Origin of the sequence: Intestinibacillus massiliensis (genome assembly GCF_900155735.1) — a bacterium.
GTDB classification, from domain to species: domain Bacteria; phylum Bacillota; class Clostridia; order Oscillospirales; family Butyricicoccaceae; genus Intestinibacillus; species Intestinibacillus massiliensis.
Window position 1 is genome coordinate 162235 of the sequence record NZ_LT707058.1, and the last position, 19342, is coordinate 181576.

Genomic DNA, 19342 nt, shown 5'->3' on the forward strand with positions numbered 1-19342 from the left:
CGCCGCGGCTTGCCCGCGCCCGCCTGGGGTAGCTGACCTGTACCGTGGTATAGACGTCGTCCACCAGCCAGTGCAGGATGTCGATCTCGTGGATGATGCCGTCCGTGACCTGCATGGCGGCGGTAAAGCCCTCGTCGTCCATCGCGGGCAGCCGGTGCGCGCAATGGACGATCAGCGGCGCGCCCAGGCGGCCGCTTTCCAGGATCGCCTTTATTTCGCGGTAGCCCTTGTCGTAGCGCCGCATAAACCCGACCTGCACCAGCCGTTTGCCCGCCTTCTGTTCAGCCTCCACGATGCGCAGGCAGCCTGCCGCCGTGTCCGCAAGCGGCTTTTCACAGAAGGCCGGCTTGCCGCGCGCCACCGCCCCCAGCACCGCCGCCTCGTGCGCCGCGCTCGACGAGGTGACGACCACCGCGTCGATATCCGCCGCACTTAGGAGCGCCTGTTCGTCCGGTTCGACGCGCACCCCATACGGGGCGGCCGCCGCGCGTGCGCTTTCCGGGAACTTGTCCGTTACCGCAACGAGGCGCACGCCATGCACCTTTTCACACAGCCGCTTGATATGTTCGCGCCCGATCGCGCCCGTACCGATCAGCCCGACCCTTAGTTCTTTCATTATAGCACTCCCTTCCATGCCTGTCATCGTGAAAAAGGGGAGGGGCGGGAGGCTTTGCCCCGCCGCCCCCTGCGTCCCCAACGTTATTGCGCTTCCAAATCCGCCTTTGTCGGCATGTCGATCTTGGTGGCGATATACTTGTCCACGGTGCCGCCCTCGAGCACGGCCAGCGCCGCCTCCAGGCTTTTGACCGCCATATCGTCCGGGTACTGCGCGACCGAGCCGAGCAGCTTGCCCTGGCGGATGAGGTCCTTCGCCTCGTCCGAGCAGTCGAAGCCGATGGCCTTGATGGAATCGGATTTGCCCATCTGGTCGATGGCTTCCATCGCGCCGAACGCCATCAGGTCGCTCGCGCAGTAGAACACGTCGACGCCCGGGTTGGCCAGGATGATGTTCTGCGCCACGTCGTAGCCCTCGTCCCGCGTCCAGTTCGCCGTCTGTTCCGCCACGATCCGGTACTTGGGATCGCCCGCAAAGATATCCTTGAAGCCCTGCACGCGCTCGTCGCCCGCCTGTACGCCGGGGGAGCCGGTCAGGATCGCGATTTCCGCGCCGTCCGGGTACTGCTCCTTGACAAATTCGCCCGCGATATTGCCGCCCTGCACGTTATTCGTGCCGACATAGCTCGTGTATTCGACGCCCTGCTCGGCCGCGGCTTCCTGGTCGATCGTGTTGTTGATCAGGATGACCGGGATGCCCATTTCGTTGCATTGCTGCATGACGGGCAGGAAGGACGTGCCGTCGGCGGGGGAGAAGACCAGCGCGTCGATGTTCTTGGCGAGCAGGTTTTCGATGATCTCAACCTCGTCGTTTACGTCGATAAATTTTTCCGGTGCCTGCACAATGATTTCCGCGTTGCCGGCCTGTTCCTGGTAGTCGAGCGCCGCGTCGCGCATGGTGATATAAAAATCGTTCTCGAGCGTGTTGAGCACAAAGCCGATCTTATACTTGTGCGCGCCGTCCGCCGCCGCGCCGTCCCCGCCGCCGCAGCCGGTAAAAAGCGCCGCCGCCAGTGTGAGGGCGAGCGCCCCTGCGAGTAACCGTCTTACCTTTTTCATGCCTGTTCCTCCTCTTTCCGCCGGTTTATTTTATGACTTCCGTTTGCGCACCACGTCCAGCAGCACCGCCAGGATGATGACCGCGCCGATGACCACCTGCTGCGCGTAAGAGCTGACGTTCAGCAGCGTCAGGCCGTTTGCCAGCACGCTCATGATGAGCGCGCCGAGCAGCGTGCCGGAGGCGCTGCCGCAGCCGCCGGACAGGCTTGCGCCGCCGATGACCGCCGCCGCCACCGCGTTCAGCTCGAACCCGTCGCCGGCCGAGGGCTGCGCGGAATTGAGCTTCGCCGTCAGGATAACGCTTGCGAATGCGGCCGCCAGGCCGCAGGCCGCATAGGCCGCCGCGACGTACCGCCGCACATTGACGCCGGAAAGCCGCGTCGCCTCCTCGTTGCCGCCGATCGCATACAGGTAACGCCCGGCCTTGCGGAAACGCAGCACATAATGCGCGGCCAGGTACAAAATAATGACAAAAACGACCTGGATCGGCAGCACCCCGCCGATGCGGTAGGTACCGAGCGCGCGGAACCCCGCGGAAAAGGTCGAGTTGTTCTTGCCGCCCGCGATGATTAGCGCCAGGCCGCGCGCGATGCTCAGCATGCCGAGCGTCACGATAAAGGGCGGGAGCTTGGCGTAGGCCACCAGCGCGCCGTTCAGCAGGCCGCAGGCGCAGCCGATCAGCAGGCAGAGCACGATCGCCAGGGGCGCCGGCACGCCGCCCTTGAGCATCATGCCGAGGAAAATGCCGGAAAACGCCAGGATCGAGCCCACGGAGAGGTCGATGCCGCCCGTGATGATGACAAAGGTCATGCCGATGGCGAGCGTGGCGTTGATCGTCGTCTGCTGCAGGATATTGACCACGTTGTACTGCGACAGGAAATCCCCTGACAGGACGCTCATGACGACGCACAGCGCCGCCAGCGCGAGCAGGATCGGCAGCTGGTCGAAATGCAGGGCACGGCTGGTTTTCAGTTTATCTTTCATGTCGTATCTCCCCTCCTCACGCCGTGGCGACCGCGGCTTTCATGATGGCCTCCTCGGTGAGCCCCTCCGGGCTGTCGAACTGCGCGGTGATGCGGCCGTCGTGCATCACGTACATCCGGTCGCACATGCCGATCGCCTCCACCAGCTCGGAGGACACCATGACGACCGCCTTGCCCTGCCGCTTCAGCTCGTTCATGATCTTGTAAATCTCGACCTTCGCGCCCACGTCGATGCCGCGCGTCGGCTCGTCGAAGATAACCACGCGCGAGGCCGTGTTGAGCCACTTGGCGATTACCACCTTCTGCTGGTTGCCGCCGGACAGCAGCCCCACCGGCTGGCGCAGCGAGGGCGTCTTGACGCGTACCGACTGCGCCAGCGCGCCGCATACCGCGGCCTCCTTTTTGGCCGACAGGCCGAACCGGTTCATCACGCCGCCGAGGTTGGTCAGCGCGATGTTGCGGCCGACGGCGTCGCCCAAAATCAGCCCCTGGCGCTTGCGGTCCTCGGTCAGCAGCGCGATGCCGGCGTCCTTGGCGGCGCGGCAGCCCCGTGCCGGCACCGGTTTGCCGTCCACGAGCACCTGCCCGCCGTCGTATTTGTCCGCGCCGAAAATGGCGCGCATCAGCTCGGTCCGCCCCGCGCCCATCAGGCCGTAAAAGCATACGATTTCGCCCGCCCTCGCCTCGAAGGAGACTTCATGCAGCACGCCGGCGCGCGTCAGGCCGCGCACCTCGAGCACCGCGCCCCCGGGCGTGCATGGGATGCGCGGGAACTGCTCGCTCACGTCGCGGCCGACCATCAATTCGACCATATCGTCGACCGTCAGCCCCTTGACGGGGAGGGATTTGATGGACTTGCCGTCGCGCAGCACAGTCAGCCGGTCGCCGATCTCCAGGATCTCCTTGAGCCGGTGCGTGATGTACACGATCGCCACGCCCGCCGCCTTGAGCTGTGCGATGATGTGGAACAGGCCTTCGACCTCCTTTTCGGTCAGCGCCGAGGTCGGCTCGTCCATGATCAGGATATCGGCCTGCGTGCGCAGCGCCTTGGCGATCTCGACCATCTGCGCCTGCCCCACGCTGAGGGAGGAGACCGGCGCGCGCTCGGGGATGTCCGACCCGATGGAGTCGAGCAGCCGCCGCGCCCCGGCGTTCATGCGCTTCCAGTCCACGCCGCCGCCCTTGCGGGTGCAGTATGCGCCGAGGAAGATGTTTTCCGCGACGGTCAGGTTGCCGAGCAGGTTGGTTTCCTGGAAGATGATGCTGATGCCGCGCCCCATCTGCTCATGGATGCTTTTGCACACGATTTCCTCGCCCTTGTAGCGCACGGTGCCGGTGTAGCCCGTATTGACGCCCGCGAGCACCTTCATGATGGTGGATTTGCCCGCACCGTTTTCCCCGAGCAGGACGTTGACCTCGCCGCGGTATGCCTCAAAATGCACGCCGTCGAGCGCGAGCACGCCGGGGAATTGCACGGTGATATTTTCCATCTCGAGAATCCGTTCCCCCATAACGCCCTCCTTTCCGCCTATTGCAGGCTGCCCTGTGCATCCGGGCAGTTTCCAATTTTGATCATTGCGCTTCCTCCTTCAGGCCGCCTATTTTCGTCTTAACATACAAAATGATTTTCCTTTGCTGGGTCTGTTTTATTATAATTTACCAATGGTGGCCGTTTTGCACAACACGGATTTTGACCTCTGATTGACAGATATTGATTTTTGCATGCAAAAAGTTGTATAAAAATATCCCCCGGTTTTCGGCGGCGCGGCGGGCAAAAAAACAAGCCGCCACGGCGGCAAAGCCATGGCGGCGCGTTACAGCGGCGTTTTGCGGTATTGGAGCGGCGTCATCTGCACCGTTTTTTTGAATGCGCGGATAAAGCTGCCCACGTTGTTGAAGCCGCAGGCGGCGGAAACGTCCTCGACCGGGAGGGTGGCGTCCAGCAGCAGCTTTTTGGCCTGCCGGATGCGGATGTGCAGCAGGGCCTCATAGGGCGTGCTGCCGGTCGCCTTTTTAAAGCGGCGGATCAGGTGCGCCTGGCTCAGGCGCACGCGCGCGGCGAGCGCCGCGACCGTCAGCCCCTCCGCATAATGCCCCTCCATATAATGCACGGTCTCGAGCACGGCGGGGTCGTTCGCCTGCAGCAGCGCGTTGCCCGGCGCGGCCAGTTCGGCCAGCACCGTGGCCACACCGACCGAAACCCGGTGCTCGTTGACCGGCGTGCGGCGCGCCTCCTCGATCACGCTGTGGATGCCCGCGACCGCGGCCGGGAACGCCTCCCCGGAATACACGAACTGCCCGGTCTCCCGGAAAATCTCAAAATATTTTTCGCACGCATAGCCGTTAAAGTGGAACCACTCCTCCTCGCTATAGGTCAGGGAGCGGAAATAGTGCGGCGTGCATTTGCAGTCCAGCAGCGCGATATCGCCCGGCCCGGCCGTATAGGTGCGCCCCAGGCAGCGGAACTCCATATTCCCTTTTTTGATGTAAAACGCTTCAAACATGTCAAACCACGGCCGCTGGATGAAGAGGTCTTCCGACAGCGCGCACGCCCCGCACTCCTCGACGTAAAAAAGCGCCGACTTTGCAAACTCCGACGGCATGTGCAGATAAATTTCCGAGCCGGGCAAAACGCCATCCTGCTTATATTTCATGTTGCCCTCCACGGTGTCCGAGATAGATTTATAATCTGTTTTTACCTTATTTTAATATTTATAGTATAGGATACCCTTCTTTAAATATCAATAGTCTGTTTTCTTTGGTAAAATATACTTGTAGTATTAAACCTGTAGGGGTGACAGAAATACATGACCGACACCATTAAGATTATCGGCGAGCGCATCCGCGCCTACCGCCGCCAGGCCGGTATGAGCCAGGAGGCGCTGGCGGAAAAGGCAGGGCTGCACGCCACCTACATCGGGCAACTGGAGCGGGGCGAAAAGAATGCGACCATCGAAACGGTGGAAAAGGTCGCGTCGGCGCTCGGCCTGCCGATGGAAAAGCTGTTCGTCAACCTCGGCGGTGCGGACGGCGGCGCGGACCGCGTGGCGGCGGAATGCTACAACCTGATCAGCGCGCGTTCCCCCAAGGCGCAGGGGGTGCTGCTGCAGATTATCCGCGACCTCGCGGAGCTGAGCGACTGATCCAAAACTGCATCATGGATAAGCAAAGCGGTACCCGGTCCACAAACGTGGGCGGGGTACCGCTTTTTAATATGTCTCATTTCCAGAGGGTGCGGAACCGCAGCGGCGTCATGCCGGTGTCCTTGCGGAAAGCCATGACGAAATGCGAGGTGTTGCAAAAGCCGCAGCGAGACGCAATCTCCTCGATGCTGCGCGAGGTGGTGGTAAGCTGCTGCTTGGCCGCGCGCAGGCGGGCGGCCAGCAGGTACTGGTGGGGCGTGACGGATTGGAACTCCTTGAATTTGCGCAGGTAATAGCAGGTGCTGAGCGCGCACATCCGGGCGAGGTGCTCGATGGTCAGCTCCTTTTCCGCAAAATGCTGGTCGAGGAAGTCCGCCGAGGCCTGTACCGCCTGCTCCACGCCGCTTTTGTCCCGCTGCTCGGCCTGCTCGGCCAGTAGGGCGAGCAGGGTGTGGATGGCGACCGAAAGGCGGTGTGGATGGGGCTGCCCCTGCCGTACCGCGGCCATAATTTGCGTGAAACACGGTTCAATCTGCGCGTTTTGCACTGCGCTCAGCACAAAACCGTGCGTTTGCAGGATGTGCGCCGTGTACGCGCCGCTGCCCGCGCCGTAAAAATGGAACCAGCGCATGCGCAGGATGTCCGCAGCCGCGTAGTAGCGGTGCGGCCGGCGGCGGTCGAGCAGCACGACCGCGCCCGCATGCGCCGTCTGCGTCTGCCCGCTGTACTCCACCGCGAGCGCGCCCTCGTCCACGAGCAGCATGAGGTACGCGTCCAGCGAGGCGCGGCGCACCTCGTAGGCGCGGCTGCAATGGTATACGCCCGCATGCGGCACCCAGAAAAGGTGCTCCGCCGTAAACGGGTCGGCCTCGTGGTAATAGCGTACGGAATCCGGCAGGACGCCGGCTTCGTCCAGCATGGGGACACGCCCCCTTCCCTAGATTTAAAAAGTATTATTTTTTAATATTTTAGATTGACATTATGTAGTGCTTTTTCCTGAGGAAAAGTATACTATACAACCATGAGAAACGCAAGGGATGCCTAAAATAAAATTTTAGCCCTTTAAATGCGTGCGGTAAGTGTTTTGCCCACAGGCTTCCGGAAGATGCAGGACGGTAATCATATTTTGTTGTACGGTACAAGCAGCCGCGTTTTGCACAGGCCTGTGGGCAGCGAGAAGGAGGATGTTTCATGGAGAAGGTACGTTTTGGCGTGGTCGGCATCGGCAGCATGGGGCGCATGCACCTGGCAAACCTGCAGCGCAACCCGCGGGCGGAGGTCGTCGCGGTCTGCGCGCGCACGGAGGGCAAGGTCAAGGCGGCGCAGGAGGAGTTTCACGTCCCGTACGGTTATACGAGTGTCGAGGCGATGCTGGAAAACCCGGAGATCGACGCGCTCGTGGTCGCGACCGGCGCGGACGCGCACAAGGAGGCCTGCCTGGCCGCCTGCAAAGCGAAAAAGCATATTTTCTGCGAAAAGCCGCTGGCCAAGACCATTGAGGATTGCGAGGAGATCGAGAAGGCCGTCGCCGGGAACGTCGGCAAGCGCTTTACGGTCGGCTTTATGCGCCGCTTCGACCCGTCCTATGCCGAGGCCAAGCGCAAGATCCGCGAAGGCGCGATCGGCAAGCCGATCCTGTTCAAGGGCGTGTCCCTCGACCCGGCCTCCGTCCTGCCCGCGCACCTCGAAGGCGTCAAGAAGGGCATCTACGTGCCGTGGTTTATCGAGATGGGCAGCCACGATACCGACCTTGCACGCTGGTTCCTGGAGGGCGACCCGGTCGATTGCTTTGCGTCGGGCGACGCCTATGTCTGCACCGAACTGGCCGATTACAACGACTATGACAACGGCTTTTCGCTGACCAGGTTCGACAACAACACGACGGCGTATATCCAGGTCGGCCGCACGGCGACCTGCAGCCACGTGGAGAGCGAGATCGTCGGCACCAAGGGCACGCTGCGCGTCAATTCCGTGCCGCGCAAAAACTACCTGTCCGCGTTCACGGGCAGCGGCTATGTCGAGGAATGCCAGGAAAGCTTCCTTGCGCGCTGGGGCGAGGCGTTCGCCGCCGAGATCGACGATTTTGTCGATTGCGTCGTCACCGGCCGCACGCCGGAGACCACCGCGCACGACGGCACCATGAGCCTCAAGTATTGCCTCAAGCTGCACCAGGCCTACCTGGACGGGAAAAAGAAGTAAACGGCATTGCCTGCCAAAGGAGATAAAACCATGTCAAACGCATACAAGATGATGAAGGCCGTCACGTTCCCGGCCATCGGCAAGTACGAGTACACCGAGCGCCCGGAGCCGCAAATCAAGGGCGCAAAGGACGTCAAGATCAAGGTGCTGGGCGCCAGCATCTGCGGCACGGACGTCGCCATCCTGGCGGAGCCGCAGCGCGTCCCCGGCGTGCCCGGCATCATCCTCGGCCACGAGTGCGTGGGCGAGGTCGTGGAGGCCGGCCCTGAAGTGCGCGCGCTCCGGGTGGGCGACCATGTGATCCTGGACAACAACCTGCCCTGCGGCGTGTGCCCGGCCTGCCTGTCCGGCAACGCGAACCTGTGCACGGATATGCGTTCCATGGGCGTACATATCGACGGCGTATTCGCACAGTACGCGGTAGCGCCGGAAACCCAGATGGTGCGCATCTCCAAGGATCTGCCGCTCGACCAGTCCATTTTTGCCGAGCCGGTCAACTGCGTCATGGGCGCGGTCAAGAAGCTCAAGGTGATGCCCGGCGATACCGTCCTGGTGCTCGGCGGCGGCCCCATCGGCCTGTATTTCACAACGCTGCTGCGCAAGTGCGGCGCGGGCAAGGTGCTCGTTTCCGAAATGAGCGGGTTCCGCGCCAAGTATGCGATCGGCCAGGGGGCGGACCGCGTCATCAACCCCGCCGGGGAGGACCTGCAGGGGCAGGTGCTCGCGGAGACCGACGGCCGCGGCGCGGACATCGTCGTCGACGCGGTGGGCTGCCTGCTGCCCGACGCGATCCGCTGCGTCAAGGCGGGCGGCAGCATCCTGCTGTTCGGCCAGAATGCCGCGGCGACCCAAACGGTCTGCCAAAACGACATCACGGCGCGCGGCATCACGATCTACGGCAACTTTATCGGCAACAATACCTTGCAGAACGTGGCGAACCTGCTCAATACGCACGCGGCCGACTTCACCAAGATGATCACGCACCGGCTGCCCCTCAGCCGCTTTGGAGAGGGGCTGGAGGCCATGCGCCGCGGCCAGGCGCTGGAGGTCATACTGGACCCGTTCGCCGATTAATACGCACGCAAGCGCCCCCTTCCCCGCAAAACATAAAACGGCAGGCGCCCCCCCCTCCCCGCGGGGCGCCCGCCCGTTTTGGTACCCCGTTGCGCTGCGCCCCCCGCACCCCCACCCGGCCCCCCCCCATCTTTCTCTTCTTCCCACCTAGATGTGTTTAAAAGACAGAAANCGCTGAACGGGAAAGCGCACGGATTGGCCGCCTTGCATTGGCGCACGGTTTGTGGTAGGCTGTTATCAAGCGAGAAGGGAGGGGGATTATGAACATCCATGAATCGGCGGAAAACTATCTTGAGGCAATCCTGCGCCTTTCCGAGGAACATGGCGCGGTGCGGTCGATTGATATTGCGGGGGAGCTGCACTTTTCCAAACCCAGCGTCAGCGTCGCGATGAAAAAGCTGCGGGAAAGCGGCTATATTGAAATGGACAAGGACGGTTACCTGTCCCTGCTTCCCGCAGGGCGGGAGATCGCCGAGCGCATCTATGAGCGCCATCGCCTGCTGTGTGAATTTTTCATCCGGCTCGGCGTCAGCCCGGACGTTGCCGCGGCGGACGCCTGCAAGGTCGAGCACGACCTGAGCGATGAAACCTTCCAGCGGATCAAGGAGCATGCGCAGCGCAAAAACCCGCCGCGTCCGGAATAAAAATGCAAACCGTCCCCCGCCCCGGCGCGCGTCTGGCTAGCGGCGTGCCGGGGCGGTGTTAAACACACGGATTAGCACAAACTAACCAATAGCCCGATGGGCGCGCCGATGACAAGCGGGGCTGCTTGCCATCTTGCAGGTACGCCGCGCCGGATACCGCGTGACAGGCGCCAGGCCTTGCGCGGCCTGCGTCCCCGTGTAAAAGGGCGGGCTGGGGAGATCCCCAGCCCGCCCTTCCGATGTATGCCCATCAAAGGAACAGTTCGTTTTCCCGGCGGACACCGGCAAGCGGCGAAAGCTTCTGCGTCAGCATGTCTGCCACCGGCGCAGGCAGGGCGCGCGCCTTCTGCGGGCATATGGCAATGCACCGCATGCACAGGATGCAGGCGGACGGGTCGGTCTCGCGCGGGTTGTCCCGGCGGATCGCCCCGGCGGGGCATTTTTCCGCGCACAGCCCGCAGCCCGTGCAAGCATCCGAGACCGCGGGCACGGCCATGGGCTTCCATTCGCGGTAAGGCCGGTTGCCGGGGACGGCGGGTCCTCCCGCGTCCGGCGACGCGAGCCGCCCGAGGATTTGCGCCGCAAAACCGGCGGCCTGCGCACGGTCCTGCGCGTCCGGCCGCCCGGCGGCGACCGCGTGTACCATCGAGTGTTCCGCAACCAGGGCCGCGGAGGCCGCGACCCGGAACCCCTGCCGCGTTGCAAAATCGTTCAGTTCCAGCAGCGCGTCTTCAAATGCACGGTTGCCATACACCGCCGCCGTGACCATGCGCGCGCCGCCGCCCTGGAACCGCGCAAGGTTCGTGAGCGCGCAGGATGGCACACGGCCGCCGAATACCGGTACGGCGGCCAGCACCACGTCATCTTCCCCAAAGGCCGCGCCGGGAACCCCCGGGTCGGACAGGTCGGCTTCGCGCACCTCTTCCGCAAGCCCCTGCGCCAGCGCCTTCGCCGCGCGGTAGGTGCCGCCGGTCGGGCTGAAATATAGGAATGTCAACGACTTAAGCATAATGCCCCTCCTCCTGAAACCAAGTTTCCAATACACATATAAGGAAAGTGTAGCACTGCGAGGAGGGGCTGTCAATTTACGGCCGCATGCCGCGCGCCTTATCCTTCGTCCGCGCCTGCTTCTTTTTCAAAAATTACCTGGTAGCCCAGCGCGCTGTACAGCCCCATCTTTTCATGGAACGGCGTAACGACCTGTTTGAGCCGCCACCCTTGCGCCGCTTCCGTCAAAATGGCTTGCTTGCATGCCTCAAAAGCCTCGCCGGGCTTTGTTTTGAGGCCGCCCTTTGCGGGGATCTCCACAAATTTATACACATACCGTTTCATCATGGCCCTTCCTTTCAGTGCCCCGCCCGCGGCGCGCCCTGCCCATTGTGGCTTGGCGGCGGAGGGACCCGCCAGAAGGGGAAGGGGACTGCGGGCGGGGGCGTTAATACAAGAAAAAGGCTGATTTCTTATCGAAATCAGCCTTTTCAATGGTTGCGGGGGCAGGATTTGAACCTACGACCTTCGGGTTATGAGCCCGACGAGCTACCGGACTGCTCCACCCCGCGATATGGAACTGTGTACAGCAAACCACAATGCCCTTGATTTGTGGTGCTTATATATAATAGCATGGCGTATAGGCATTGTCAAGCATATTTTTCAGGAATTTATTTTTGGACGTATTTGCCAGCGCGGTGCGGCAAATTTCAGCATTTTGACAGGGATTTCCCGCTTTTTACTTGCACCCTTTTGCAATCTATTATATAATTTTAACAAAGATTACGAGAAACGGGGGATATCTAAATGAAAAAACTTGTCAGTTTATTACTGTCTGTAATAATGATCGCATCCCTGGCCGCCTGCGGCGAAGAAAAAGAGACTACTACAAATACCATCGTGCCTACCGCATTGACCGCCCGCGAGCAGATGCTGGTCGGCAGCCAGGATATTTTTATGTATGATTTTGAAACCGACAGCACCTATAAGACCATCACCGTTACGGTAGAGGCGTACAAAAACGGCGAAAAGATCAGCAACGCGGCGAACCTGCAATGCACCATCCCGTCCAACGCGGAAAAGGGCGGCAACAACCAGGGTTCGCTCGCGGTCATGCTGAGCGCGGATCACCGCTTCAGCGCAGCGGTCTGCGATAAGGACGGCAGCGTCATCAGCGCCTTCGGCAGCGACGTGGTGGAGCCGGTCGCCGAACTGACAAAAACCAGCTCCATTGAAATCGCGGATCGGCAGGCCATCCCGGCAAGCGGCGATATGACGCTCGCTTACCTGGCCTACGGCGACGCGGAAAAGACGCAGGGCACCTTTGTCAAGAACGTGTTCCTCGACCCGGCGAGCAACGCCGAGCAGTCCGCGGCTTTCGACCGCATCTACCTCATCAAGTGCAGCTTCCACTAAGGCATATTAAAAAAGCCCGGACAGGCCGTCCGGGCTTTTTCTGCGCGTGGGGAGCCGCACGGAAGCTGCGGCCTTCCTATCCCATTTCAGCCGCACCTATGAATTCGCGGATAAGCTGGAAGAAAATATCGGTCGGATTTCCGCCCGTCCCATTTGCAACAATGAGCGAAGCAAAATCAAGGCCGCGGTTATCTTGGTACTTTTCCGCCAGGAAAGCGGTGAAATCTGAAAATAGCCAGTCATGATACGCGGGGCAGTGTTCTTTTTCCGACATAATGTAGCCGCACAAAAAGTGCCGCAGGCCGTATATCCCGGCTTCCCCGACATAGAGTTGGGGACGGGCTTCTATTTTGCGTAGAAGTACAGTTAATTCCATAGCCCACCTCAGATGGATGTGTTCATGGCTGCTTGGGGTGCGCCACCGCGCACCCCGGCCTACCGGTTCCATAGTATCATAATATGGGATTGCCCGCAACGGGGATCGCGGGTGGAGCGGTATCCCCAACCCCGCTCCGGCACAGGCGCGCCGCCGCTTGACAAACGCCCGCGCATCCGGTATACTGTACCGGCAATTGCATAACAGACAGTTCGTAACCATCCTGTCTATAAACAAAACTAGGACAACCATGCGCCGCGCCCACAGGGGCGGTGGCCATGGGCTTCTAGGTGTGCGTTTTGATCGGCGTACACCCTTTTTTGATGGTGCCCGGAACCCCTTCCGGCGCGCCTTTTTTTATTTTTAGGAGGACTTTTTTTATGGCGGAACTTTGCCGGTATGCGGCGATACCCGATAAAAACCCGCGTGAAATCGTGCTGCTGCGCGGCAGCGGCTGCAAATGGCGGCGGTGCCGCTTCTGCGATTACCACCTGGACTTTTCCCGCGACGAGGCGGCCAATTTTGCGCTCAACCGCGCCGTGCTGGCGCAGGTGACCGGCCGGTATGGGCGGCTCGAGGCCATCAATTCCGGTTCCTTCGTCGACCTGGACGCGGGCACGATGGCGGAAATCGGCCGCGTCTGCACAGCAAAGGGCGTGCACACGCTGCACTTTGAATGCCACTGGCGGGACCGCGCGGCCATCCCCGCGCTGCGCGCGCGCTTTGTGGCGCAAGGCGTGGAAACCCGCATCAAGATCGGCGTGGAGACCTTCGACGCGCTGTTCCGCGAATGCTACCTCGACAAGGGGATCGACGAGGCCGACCCGGCCAAGATCGCCGCGCCGTTTGACGAGTGCTGCCTGCTGGCCGGGCTGCCCGGCCAGACGGCGGAAAGCATGGCGCGCGACATCGAAACCGGGCTGCGGCATTTTCGCCGCGTGTGCGTCAACCTGATGACGGGGAACACCGCGCCCGTGCAGCCCGACCCCGCCGTGCGGGCGGTGTTTGTGCGCGAGGTCGCGCCGCGCTGGATGTGCGACCCGCGGGTCGATATCCTGCTGGAAAATACGGATTTTGGCGTAGGGGGGACGGGAAATGCGGAATGAAATCCTGCTGGTTGCCATGCTGGCCGTGGTTTACGCCTCGGTGCTGCTGTGGTACCGCCTGTTTGGCGAAACCGGCCTGCTGTGCTTTACGGTGTTCGCGACGATCGCGACCAATATCGAGGTGCTGCTCCTCGTGGACGCGTTCGGGATGGAAATGACGCTCGGCAACATCCTGTTTTCGAGCACCTTCCTCGTGACGGACATCCTGAGCGAGGTCGCCGGCAAAAAGGCGGCGAACCGCGCGGTCGGCGTGGGCATCGCGACCTCGCTGCTGTTTATCCTCGTGTCGCAGTCCTGGCTGCTCTACCAGCCGAACGGAAACGACTGGGCGTTCCCGAGCATCCAGTCGATTTTCTCCAACACGCCCCGCCTGATGGTGGCCTCCCTGGCCGTGTACGCCGTCGTGCAGGTATTCGACGTGTGGGCGTACCACAAATGGTGGGCGTTCACCACCCGGCGTTTCGGCGACGCGCGGCGCTTCCTGTGGCTGCGCAACAACGGCTCCACGCTGCTCTCCCAGCTGCTCAACACCTTCCTGTTCACCTTCGCGGCCTTCCTCGGCGTTTACCCGCTGGGAACACTTGGCTCCATCGTGCTTTCCAGCTACCTGATCTTTATTGTGACCGCGCTCGCGGACACCCCGGCCGTATACCTGGCGCGCCGCATCAAGGACAGGCAGGACGCGCGGGCTTCTATGCTTTAAACAGCAAAAACTTTTTGTATAAATTGTCCAATCTGACATTGCATACAATTTGCGGTTGTGTTACAATTGCATCAAATAAGGCGCGGCGGACGCAGGTGCCCGGACGCGCGGTGCAATCTGGGAGGAGGACATGGTATGAAAAAACTGCTTAAGCAGGCGCTGGCGTTCGGGATGGCGGCGGCGTTCCTCGCAACAAGCGCGTTTGCGGCGGCCAAGTATGGCAAGGTCGACCCAAACGCCCCGTACAAGCCGCCGGTCAGCGGCATGTTCCATGAGCAAAAGCTGGACGCCGACGGCGTGTCCGGCCAGTACAGCGTGTATATCCCGTCCAGCTTTGAGCCTTGCACCGACGGCGTCATGGTGCTGGTGCCGAACGGGAGCACGGCCAAGGGCTTCGCGGAAGGCGACGGCAAGGGCTGGGTGACGCTGTCGGACAAGCTCGGCATCGCGGCGGTCTTTGTGGAGCCGCAGGGCGGCAAGGACTGGAACCTCGCGTACAGCGCGGATGCGCGCGACGACGGCGCCTTTATCAAGAAGGTGTACGACACGATCCGCAACAAGGCGCGTTCAATCGACGCGGCGTTCGACCTGGATGAGCGCGCGTTCTACCTGGTCGGCTACGGCTCGGGCGGCACGGCCGCGCACGAGGCCGCGATGGCCTGGCCGGCGATCTTCTGCGGCGTGGCCTCGGTCGGCGGCAGCAACGTGCCGGCGGACGTGATGGCGAAGCTCGGCGACGCGTACAGCTACCCGTTCGCGCAGGCCGACAGCCTTGCGGGGCGCGACGAAAACAAGCTCCCGAACAAGGACGTCCCTGTGCCGGTATGGATCATCGAGTCCCCCGAAGCGGACGCGAACAGCACCGCGGTCGAGGCGTACTGGGTCGCGGCAAACGGCGCGGCCGCAGGCAAGGGCAATACCTACGCGCAGCGCACCTATGCCAATAAGGACAACGGCCGCCAGCGCGTCTGGGTGACGACGGGCGATAATATCTCCAAGGTCTCCGTGGAAACGCTCTATACCGAGTTCCTCGCCAAGGTGCAGCGCTTCGTGGGCGACCCGGGCGGCCGCCTGGAGTGGACGGTCGACCACACGGAGAAGAACGGCTTTTATGTCACGGAGGCCAAGGTCGACGGGTTTACCCGCCGCTGGATGACCTTTGTGCCGTCCTCTTATAAGAAGGGCACGGCGGTCCCGCTGGTGTTGGCGATGCACGGCTATTCGAGCGCAAACACCGCGTTCACCGGCGACACCCGCTGGCAGGAGGTCGCGGAGAAGAACGGCTTTATCGTCGTCTTTGCGCAGGCCTACCCGGTGGACGGCGGCTACGGTGAAAATATCCCGGTACCGTACTGGAACAACTATTCCGGCCCCGCCTATGAGGGCACGCCGGACGATATTTCCTTCCTGCGCCAGCTCATCGCGGCCACGGAAAAGGATTACAGCATCGACGCTTCCCGCGTCTATGCGACCGGCCACTCCAACGGCTCCGGCGAGACCTGGGCGCTCGCGCTCGACGCCCCCGGGCTGTTCGCGGCGGTCGCGCCGGTCGGCCTGACCATGGGCTCCTATAAGGACGGCGCGGGCGACCTCGACGTGCCGCTGCCGGTCTGGACGTTCAAGGGGCAGTACGACATTGACAACGCCGACGTATTCGAGGCCGGCAACACGAACGACCTGTGCCTCAAGCAGTGGACGCCCCGCAACGGCCTCGACCTTGCGAGCGGGAAGCAGGCTTCCGACAGCACCGGCCGCTATGTGACCACGACCTATACCAACGGCAAGGACGACGCGCCGCTCTTCAGGTTTACGACGGTCAAAAATTCGCCCCACGCCTACCTCCCGGCCGAGGCCGAGATGATCTGGGACGATTTCTTCTCCAAGTACACCCTGGGGGCGGACGGCAAGCGCTACTATGACGGCAAGGAAATCTCCCGCGCCGCCGAAACCGAAGCGCCCGCCGAAAACAGCTTTGCCGATATCACAAACCACTGGGCGAAGGATTCCATCCTGAAGGCGGTCGGCGCGGGCCTGTTTACCGGCACCTCCGCCACGGCGTTCAGCCCGGAAGACCCCGTGACCCGCGGCATGGCGGTCACCGTCCTCGGCCGTATGGCGAAGGCGGACGCGTCCGCCAAGGCGGCCTTTGCCGACGTCCCGGCGGACGCCTACTATAACGGCTATATCGCCTGGGCGGTCAAGGAAGGGATTGCCAAGGGCACCTCCGCCACGACCTTCGAGCCGGAAGCCAACGTGACGCGCGAGCAGCTTGCGGTCATGCTGCACGGCTACCTGAAGGATAAGCCCGTCGACGGCGGCATGGCGATCAAGGAGTACAAGGATTACGGCCAGATTTCCAGCTGGGCGGCCGAAGCCATGGATTATTGCTACAATGCCAAACTGATCACCGGCAAGACGGCCGACACGCTCGACCCGCAGGGCCTGCTGACCCGCGCCGAACTGGCGACGATCCTGATGCGCGTTGGCGCATAACCGTTAAAAAATGCGCAAAAGGGGCGCGGCCTTACGGCCGCGCCCCTTTTGTATGCGGTATTGTTGTAGACAGCGGCCTCCTGGCCGCGTATAATAGAAATACCGGGGCGGCGGCCCTGCAAACGCGCCTCCGGCAAGCGGGGGCCGTACGGCCGCGCTGGCAGCGGTAGGGAGGGCAATTTATGCACAAAACCAAGGCAGGCGCCCACAGGAAGGGCGGCCAGGCCAAAAACACGATCCTCATGCGCACGAACCTGCTGGTCTGCGTCGTCATCATCATCGGCTTCCTGGCCACGGCCGTCCTGAGCTACCAAGCCAATTACAGCGCGTCCCTGCAAAACATCGAACAGGTTTCCGCGCTGACCTCGGAGGGCATCTATTACCGGCTGATGTCCATCCTGACCAAGCCGGTCAACGTGTCCCTGACCATGGCGAACGACAGCCTGCTCAAGGGCTACCTGGAGGGGGAGCGCGCCAACCTGGGGGACGGCGCCTATGTACATACCATCCAGGAATATTTGGATACCTACCGGCGCAAGTATGAATACGACTCGGTTTTCCTCGTTTCGGCGGAAAGCGGGCGCTACTATAACTTCAACGGCGTCGACCGTGTAATGGAGCGCGATAACCCGGAAAACGCCTGGTATTACGCGATGCTGGAGGGCGGGCCGGACTATTCGCTCAATGTGGACAACGACGAGGTCGCGAACGCGGATAACGAGGTCACGGTGTTCGTCAACTGCAAGATTTACGGGGACGGCGGCCAGGTGCTCGGTATCGTCGGGGTGGGGCTGCGCATCAATTACCTGCAGGCACTGCTCAAGGAGTATGAGGACGGCTTCGGCGGCCATGCATTCCTGATCGACGGCACCGGCCACATCGAGATTTCCACCAGCCACACGGGTTACGAGCAGGTCGACCTTTTCGACGAATACGGCTATGGCGACGCGGTGCGCGACAAGGTCTGCTCCTGGCATGGGGACACCGACGCGTGTAGCTTCTGGGTCGAGGACGCCGCCGTCGCGGGCGGCAAGAACTACGTCGTGGCGCGCTATGTGCCCGAGCTTTCCTGGCACCTCGTGATCGAGCGGGACACCGCGCGCATGACCCGCGCGCTGCAGCGCCAGCTGTTCCAGACCATGGTGATCATCGCGGGCATCATCGTGGCCATCCTCATCGTCATCACCTATGTGATCCGGGGCTTCAACCGCCAGATCACCCGGCTGACGGAGGACAGGCAGGAGACCTTCCGCCACGCGACCGAACAGCTCTACGACAATATCTACGAACTCAATATTTCGCACAACTGCGCGGCGAACCCCAGCACGGAGCGTTATTTTGAGAGCCTGGGCGTGCCGCGCACCACGCCGTACGACAAGGCGCTGCACGTGATCGCGGAGAACCAGATCAAGCCCGCGCACCGCGAGGGCTATATCGCCACCTTTACCCCGGAAAACGTGCTGCAGGAGTTCCAAAAGGGCAACACGCACCTGCGCTATGAATTTATGATGCGCGAAAGCCTGGAGGAAGCGTACTTCTGGATGCGGATCGACGCGCATATCTACTATTGGCCGGAGGACGGGTCCGTGCATATGTTCACCTACCGCAAGAATATCGACGCGGAGAAGCGGCTCGAGCTGCGTATGGAGGCGCGGGCGCAGAGCGATGAAATGACCGGCCTTTACACGAAAACCGCCACGCAGCAGCATATTGAGCAGCGCCTCGCGGAGGACGGCGATGGGATGTTCGGCTTCTTCATCTTCGATATCGATAATTTCAAGCAGGTAAACGACCGGTTCGGCCATGCGTTCGGGGACGAGGTCATCCGCATGTTCGCCGATACGGTGCGGCAGCATTTCCGGAAGGGCGATGTGATCGGCCGCATCGGCGGCGACGAGTTCGCGGCCTTCCTACCCGTCCCGGACGCCGGCTGGGCGGCCAAAAAGGCGGAGGAGCTGTCGCGTGCGCTGCACGTGGCCTATGAATCGGGCGGCATGCGCTGGGAGGTTTCCGCCAGCATCGGCGTGGCGGTCGCGCCGCGCGACGGCAGGGACTTCGACACGCTGTACCGCAATGCGGACGCGGCGCTGTACTGCACGAAAAAGCGCGGCAAGGACGGGTATACCATTTTCGGGAACTGATATAAAAAGCGCCGCCCCCAAACATGGGGGGCGGCGCTTTGGTTTGCATTCACAGGCAGGCGGACATACACAGGTATAGCACCGGCTGGTGGATGACATAAATGAACAGGGAACGCTTGCCCAGCGCGTCCAGGCCGGGCAGCCCGGGCGACAGGCAGCGCTCGAGCAGGTTGTGCCGGCAGAACAGGCGGCAGATAAAGTACCCCGCGGCAAAGAGGAACGCCCAGGGCAGCAGGGGGAAGTAGTCGGTCGAAAAGAACCCCTCCGGCATGAACCCGAGGAAGGCGGCCGCCGCGCCGTGGTACAGCGCGCGCGGCAGGCGCACGAGCGGCAGCCCCGCAATACCGGCATACCCGTGCGGCACGCCCCAGGAAAGGAAGAACAGCACGGCGCAGCCCGCCAC

At 62.1% G+C, this 19342-nt stretch carries 19 protein-coding genes and 1 tRNA gene; 9 read left to right on the top strand and 11 right to left on the bottom strand.

The genetic code is table 11. The features are described 5' to 3' along the window. The 5 genes from CZ203_RS07755 to CZ203_RS07775 form a co-directional block, all read right to left on the bottom strand. Positions 1-616: Gfo/Idh/MocA family protein (locus CZ203_RS07755; protein WP_159456424.1), on the bottom strand; the 616-nt coding region annotated here is incomplete at its 3' end. Positions 617-699: 83 nt separating this feature from the next. After that, positions 700-1674 carry a sugar ABC transporter substrate-binding protein gene (locus tag CZ203_RS07760; RefSeq protein WP_087065554.1) on the bottom strand — a complete coding sequence of 325 codons (975 nt, stop codon included), beginning with the start codon at positions 1672-1674 and terminating at the stop codon, positions 700-702. Positions 1675-1704: 30 nt separating this feature from the next. Then, entirely contained in the window at positions 1705-2658 is a 954-nt protein-coding gene (locus CZ203_RS07765) for an ABC transporter permease (protein WP_087065555.1), read from the bottom strand. Positions 2659-2674: 16 nt separating this feature from the next. Then, positions 2675-4168 carry a sugar ABC transporter ATP-binding protein gene (locus CZ203_RS07770; protein WP_087065556.1) on the bottom strand — a complete coding sequence of 498 codons (1494 nt, stop codon included), beginning with the start codon at positions 4166-4168 and terminating at the stop codon, positions 2675-2677. Positions 4169-4471: 303 nt separating this feature from the next. Beyond that, entirely contained in the window at positions 4472-5311 is an 840-nt protein-coding gene (locus CZ203_RS07775) for a helix-turn-helix domain-containing protein (protein WP_087065557.1), read from the bottom strand. Positions 5312-5464: 153 nt separating this feature from the next. Here CZ203_RS07775 and CZ203_RS07780 point away from each other — a divergent pair, with 153 nt between their 5' ends. Then, a complete protein-coding gene (locus CZ203_RS07780; protein ID WP_087065558.1) occupies positions 5465-5800 on the top strand; it encodes a helix-turn-helix domain-containing protein in 336 nt (111 codons plus the stop codon). Between the two features lie 76 nt (positions 5801-5876). Here CZ203_RS07780 and CZ203_RS07785 read toward each other — a convergent pair whose 3' ends face one another. Beyond that, positions 5877-6719: an AraC family transcriptional regulator gene (locus CZ203_RS07785; RefSeq protein WP_087065559.1), complete on the bottom strand. Its 843-nt coding sequence runs from the start codon at positions 6717-6719 to the stop codon at positions 5877-5879. A 272-nt stretch (positions 6720-6991) separates the two neighbouring features. Between CZ203_RS07785 and CZ203_RS07790 the strand changes: the two genes are divergently transcribed. The 3 genes from CZ203_RS07790 (at position 6992) to CZ203_RS07800 (ending at position 9717) form a co-directional block, all read left to right on the top strand. Continuing rightward, positions 6992-7999 (top strand): Gfo/Idh/MocA family oxidoreductase, encoded by a 1008-nt coding sequence (locus CZ203_RS07790; RefSeq protein ID WP_087065560.1) that lies wholly within the window; start codon positions 6992-6994, stop codon positions 7997-7999. A gap of 30 nt (positions 8000-8029) precedes the next feature. Beyond that, a complete protein-coding gene (locus tag CZ203_RS07795) occupies positions 8030-9073 on the top strand; it encodes a zinc-dependent alcohol dehydrogenase (RefSeq protein WP_087065561.1) in 1044 nt (347 codons plus the stop codon). Positions 9074-9333: 260 nt separating this feature from the next. Further along, positions 9334-9717, top strand: a complete 384-nt coding sequence (locus tag CZ203_RS07800; protein ID WP_087065562.1) for a metal-dependent transcriptional regulator — start codon at positions 9334-9336, stop codon at positions 9715-9717. 250 nt (positions 9718-9967) lie between these two features. Here the strand turns inward: CZ203_RS07800 and CZ203_RS07805 are convergent, their stop codons facing one another. The 3 genes from CZ203_RS07805 to CZ203_RS07815 form a co-directional block, all read right to left on the bottom strand. Next, positions 9968-10726 (bottom strand): 4Fe-4S binding protein, encoded by a 759-nt coding sequence (locus CZ203_RS07805; RefSeq protein ID WP_087065563.1) that lies wholly within the window; start codon positions 10724-10726, stop codon positions 9968-9970. 98 nt (positions 10727-10824) lie between these two features. Continuing rightward, positions 10825-11049: a DUF4177 domain-containing protein gene (locus tag CZ203_RS07810; protein ID WP_087065564.1), complete on the bottom strand. Its 225-nt coding sequence runs from the start codon at positions 11047-11049 to the stop codon at positions 10825-10827. A 150-nt stretch (positions 11050-11199) separates the two neighbouring features. Beyond that, positions 11200-11276 (bottom strand) — tRNA-Met (locus CZ203_RS07815). A gap of 235 nt (positions 11277-11511) precedes the next feature. Between CZ203_RS07815 and CZ203_RS07820 the strand changes: the two genes are divergently transcribed. After that, complete coding sequence (locus tag CZ203_RS07820) at positions 11512-12120, top strand: hypothetical protein (RefSeq protein ID WP_087065565.1); 609 nt, start codon at positions 11512-11514, stop codon at positions 12118-12120. A gap of 76 nt (positions 12121-12196) precedes the next feature. On the opposite strand, the gene CZ203_RS07825 is transcribed toward CZ203_RS07820, so the two are convergent. Further along, entirely contained in the window at positions 12197-12496 is a 300-nt protein-coding gene (locus CZ203_RS07825) for a hypothetical protein (RefSeq protein ID WP_087065566.1), read from the bottom strand. Positions 12497-12876: 380 nt separating this feature from the next. Here CZ203_RS07825 and CZ203_RS07830 point away from each other — a divergent pair, with 380 nt between their 5' ends. From CZ203_RS07830 to CZ203_RS07845, 4 genes are all read left to right on the top strand, one after another. After that, positions 12877-13602 (top strand): radical SAM protein, encoded by a 726-nt coding sequence (locus CZ203_RS07830; protein WP_087065567.1) that lies wholly within the window; start codon positions 12877-12879, stop codon positions 13600-13602. Continuing rightward, entirely contained in the window at positions 13592-14305 is a 714-nt protein-coding gene (locus CZ203_RS07835) for a queuosine precursor transporter (RefSeq protein ID WP_087065568.1), read from the top strand. Before CZ203_RS07830 ends, CZ203_RS07835 begins: the two co-directional genes overlap by 11 nt. Before the next feature lie 135 nt (positions 14306-14440). Continuing rightward, positions 14441-16798 carry an S-layer homology domain-containing protein gene (locus CZ203_RS07840; protein WP_087065569.1) on the top strand — a complete coding sequence of 786 codons (2358 nt, stop codon included), beginning with the start codon at positions 14441-14443 and terminating at the stop codon, positions 16796-16798. A gap of 182 nt (positions 16799-16980) precedes the next feature. Further along, a complete protein-coding gene (locus CZ203_RS07845; RefSeq protein ID WP_087065570.1) occupies positions 16981-18939 on the top strand; it encodes a sensor domain-containing diguanylate cyclase in 1959 nt (652 codons plus the stop codon). 49 nt (positions 18940-18988) lie between these two features. Here the strand turns inward: CZ203_RS07845 and CZ203_RS07850 are convergent. Continuing rightward, positions 18989-19342, bottom strand: a 354-nt coding sequence (locus CZ203_RS07850) for a heparan-alpha-glucosaminide N-acetyltransferase domain-containing protein (protein WP_143436170.1), incomplete at its 5' end; no start/stop codon positions are given.

Bases quoted from the DNA above. Each gene is read 5' to 3' on its own strand.
- CZ203_RS07810 (WP_087065564.1), bottom strand. From the start codon at position 11,049: ATGAAACGGTATGTGTATAAATTTGTGGAGATCCCCGCAAAGGGCGGC.
- CZ203_RS07770 (WP_087065556.1), bottom strand. From the start codon at position 4,168: ATGGGGGAACGGATTCTCGAGATGGAAAATATCACCGTGCAATTCCCC.
- CZ203_RS07790 (WP_087065560.1), top strand. From the start codon at position 6,992: ATGGAGAAGGTACGTTTTGGCGTGGTCGGCATCGGCAGCATGGGGCGC.
- CZ203_RS07830 (WP_087065567.1), top strand. From the start codon at position 12,877: ATGGCGGAACTTTGCCGGTATGCGGCGATACCCGATAAAAACCCGCGT.
- CZ203_RS07785 (WP_087065559.1), bottom strand. From the start codon at position 6,719: ATGCTGGACGAAGCCGGCGTCCTGCCGGATTCCGTACGCTATTACCAC.
- CZ203_RS07820 (WP_087065565.1), top strand. From the start codon at position 11,512: ATGAAAAAACTTGTCAGTTTATTACTGTCTGTAATAATGATCGCATCC.
- CZ203_RS07795 (WP_087065561.1), top strand. From the start codon at position 8,030: ATGTCAAACGCATACAAGATGATGAAGGCCGTCACGTTCCCGGCCATC.
- CZ203_RS07825 (WP_087065566.1), bottom strand. From the start codon at position 12,496: ATGGAATTAACTGTACTTCTACGCAAAATAGAAGCCCGTCCCCAACTC.
- CZ203_RS07835 (WP_087065568.1), top strand. From the start codon at position 13,592: ATGCGGAATGAAATCCTGCTGGTTGCCATGCTGGCCGTGGTTTACGCC.
- CZ203_RS07760 (WP_087065554.1), bottom strand. From the start codon at position 1,674: ATGAAAAAGGTAAGACGGTTACTCGCAGGGGCGCTCGCCCTCACACTG.
- CZ203_RS07805 (WP_087065563.1), bottom strand. From the start codon at position 10,726: ATGCTTAAGTCGTTGACATTCCTATATTTCAGCCCGACCGGCGGCACC.
- CZ203_RS07780 (WP_087065558.1), top strand. From the start codon at position 5,465: ATGACCGACACCATTAAGATTATCGGCGAGCGCATCCGCGCCTACCGC.
- CZ203_RS07765 (WP_087065555.1), bottom strand. From the start codon at position 2,658: ATGAAAGATAAACTGAAAACCAGCCGTGCCCTGCATTTCGACCAGCTG.
- CZ203_RS07845 (WP_087065570.1), top strand. From the start codon at position 16,981: ATGCACAAAACCAAGGCAGGCGCCCACAGGAAGGGCGGCCAGGCCAAA.
- CZ203_RS07775 (WP_087065557.1), bottom strand. From the start codon at position 5,311: ATGAAATATAAGCAGGATGGCGTTTTGCCCGGCTCGGAAATTTATCTG.
- CZ203_RS07840 (WP_087065569.1), top strand. From the start codon at position 14,441: ATGAAAAAACTGCTTAAGCAGGCGCTGGCGTTCGGGATGGCGGCGGCG.
- CZ203_RS07800 (WP_087065562.1), top strand. From the start codon at position 9,334: ATGAACATCCATGAATCGGCGGAAAACTATCTTGAGGCAATCCTGCGC.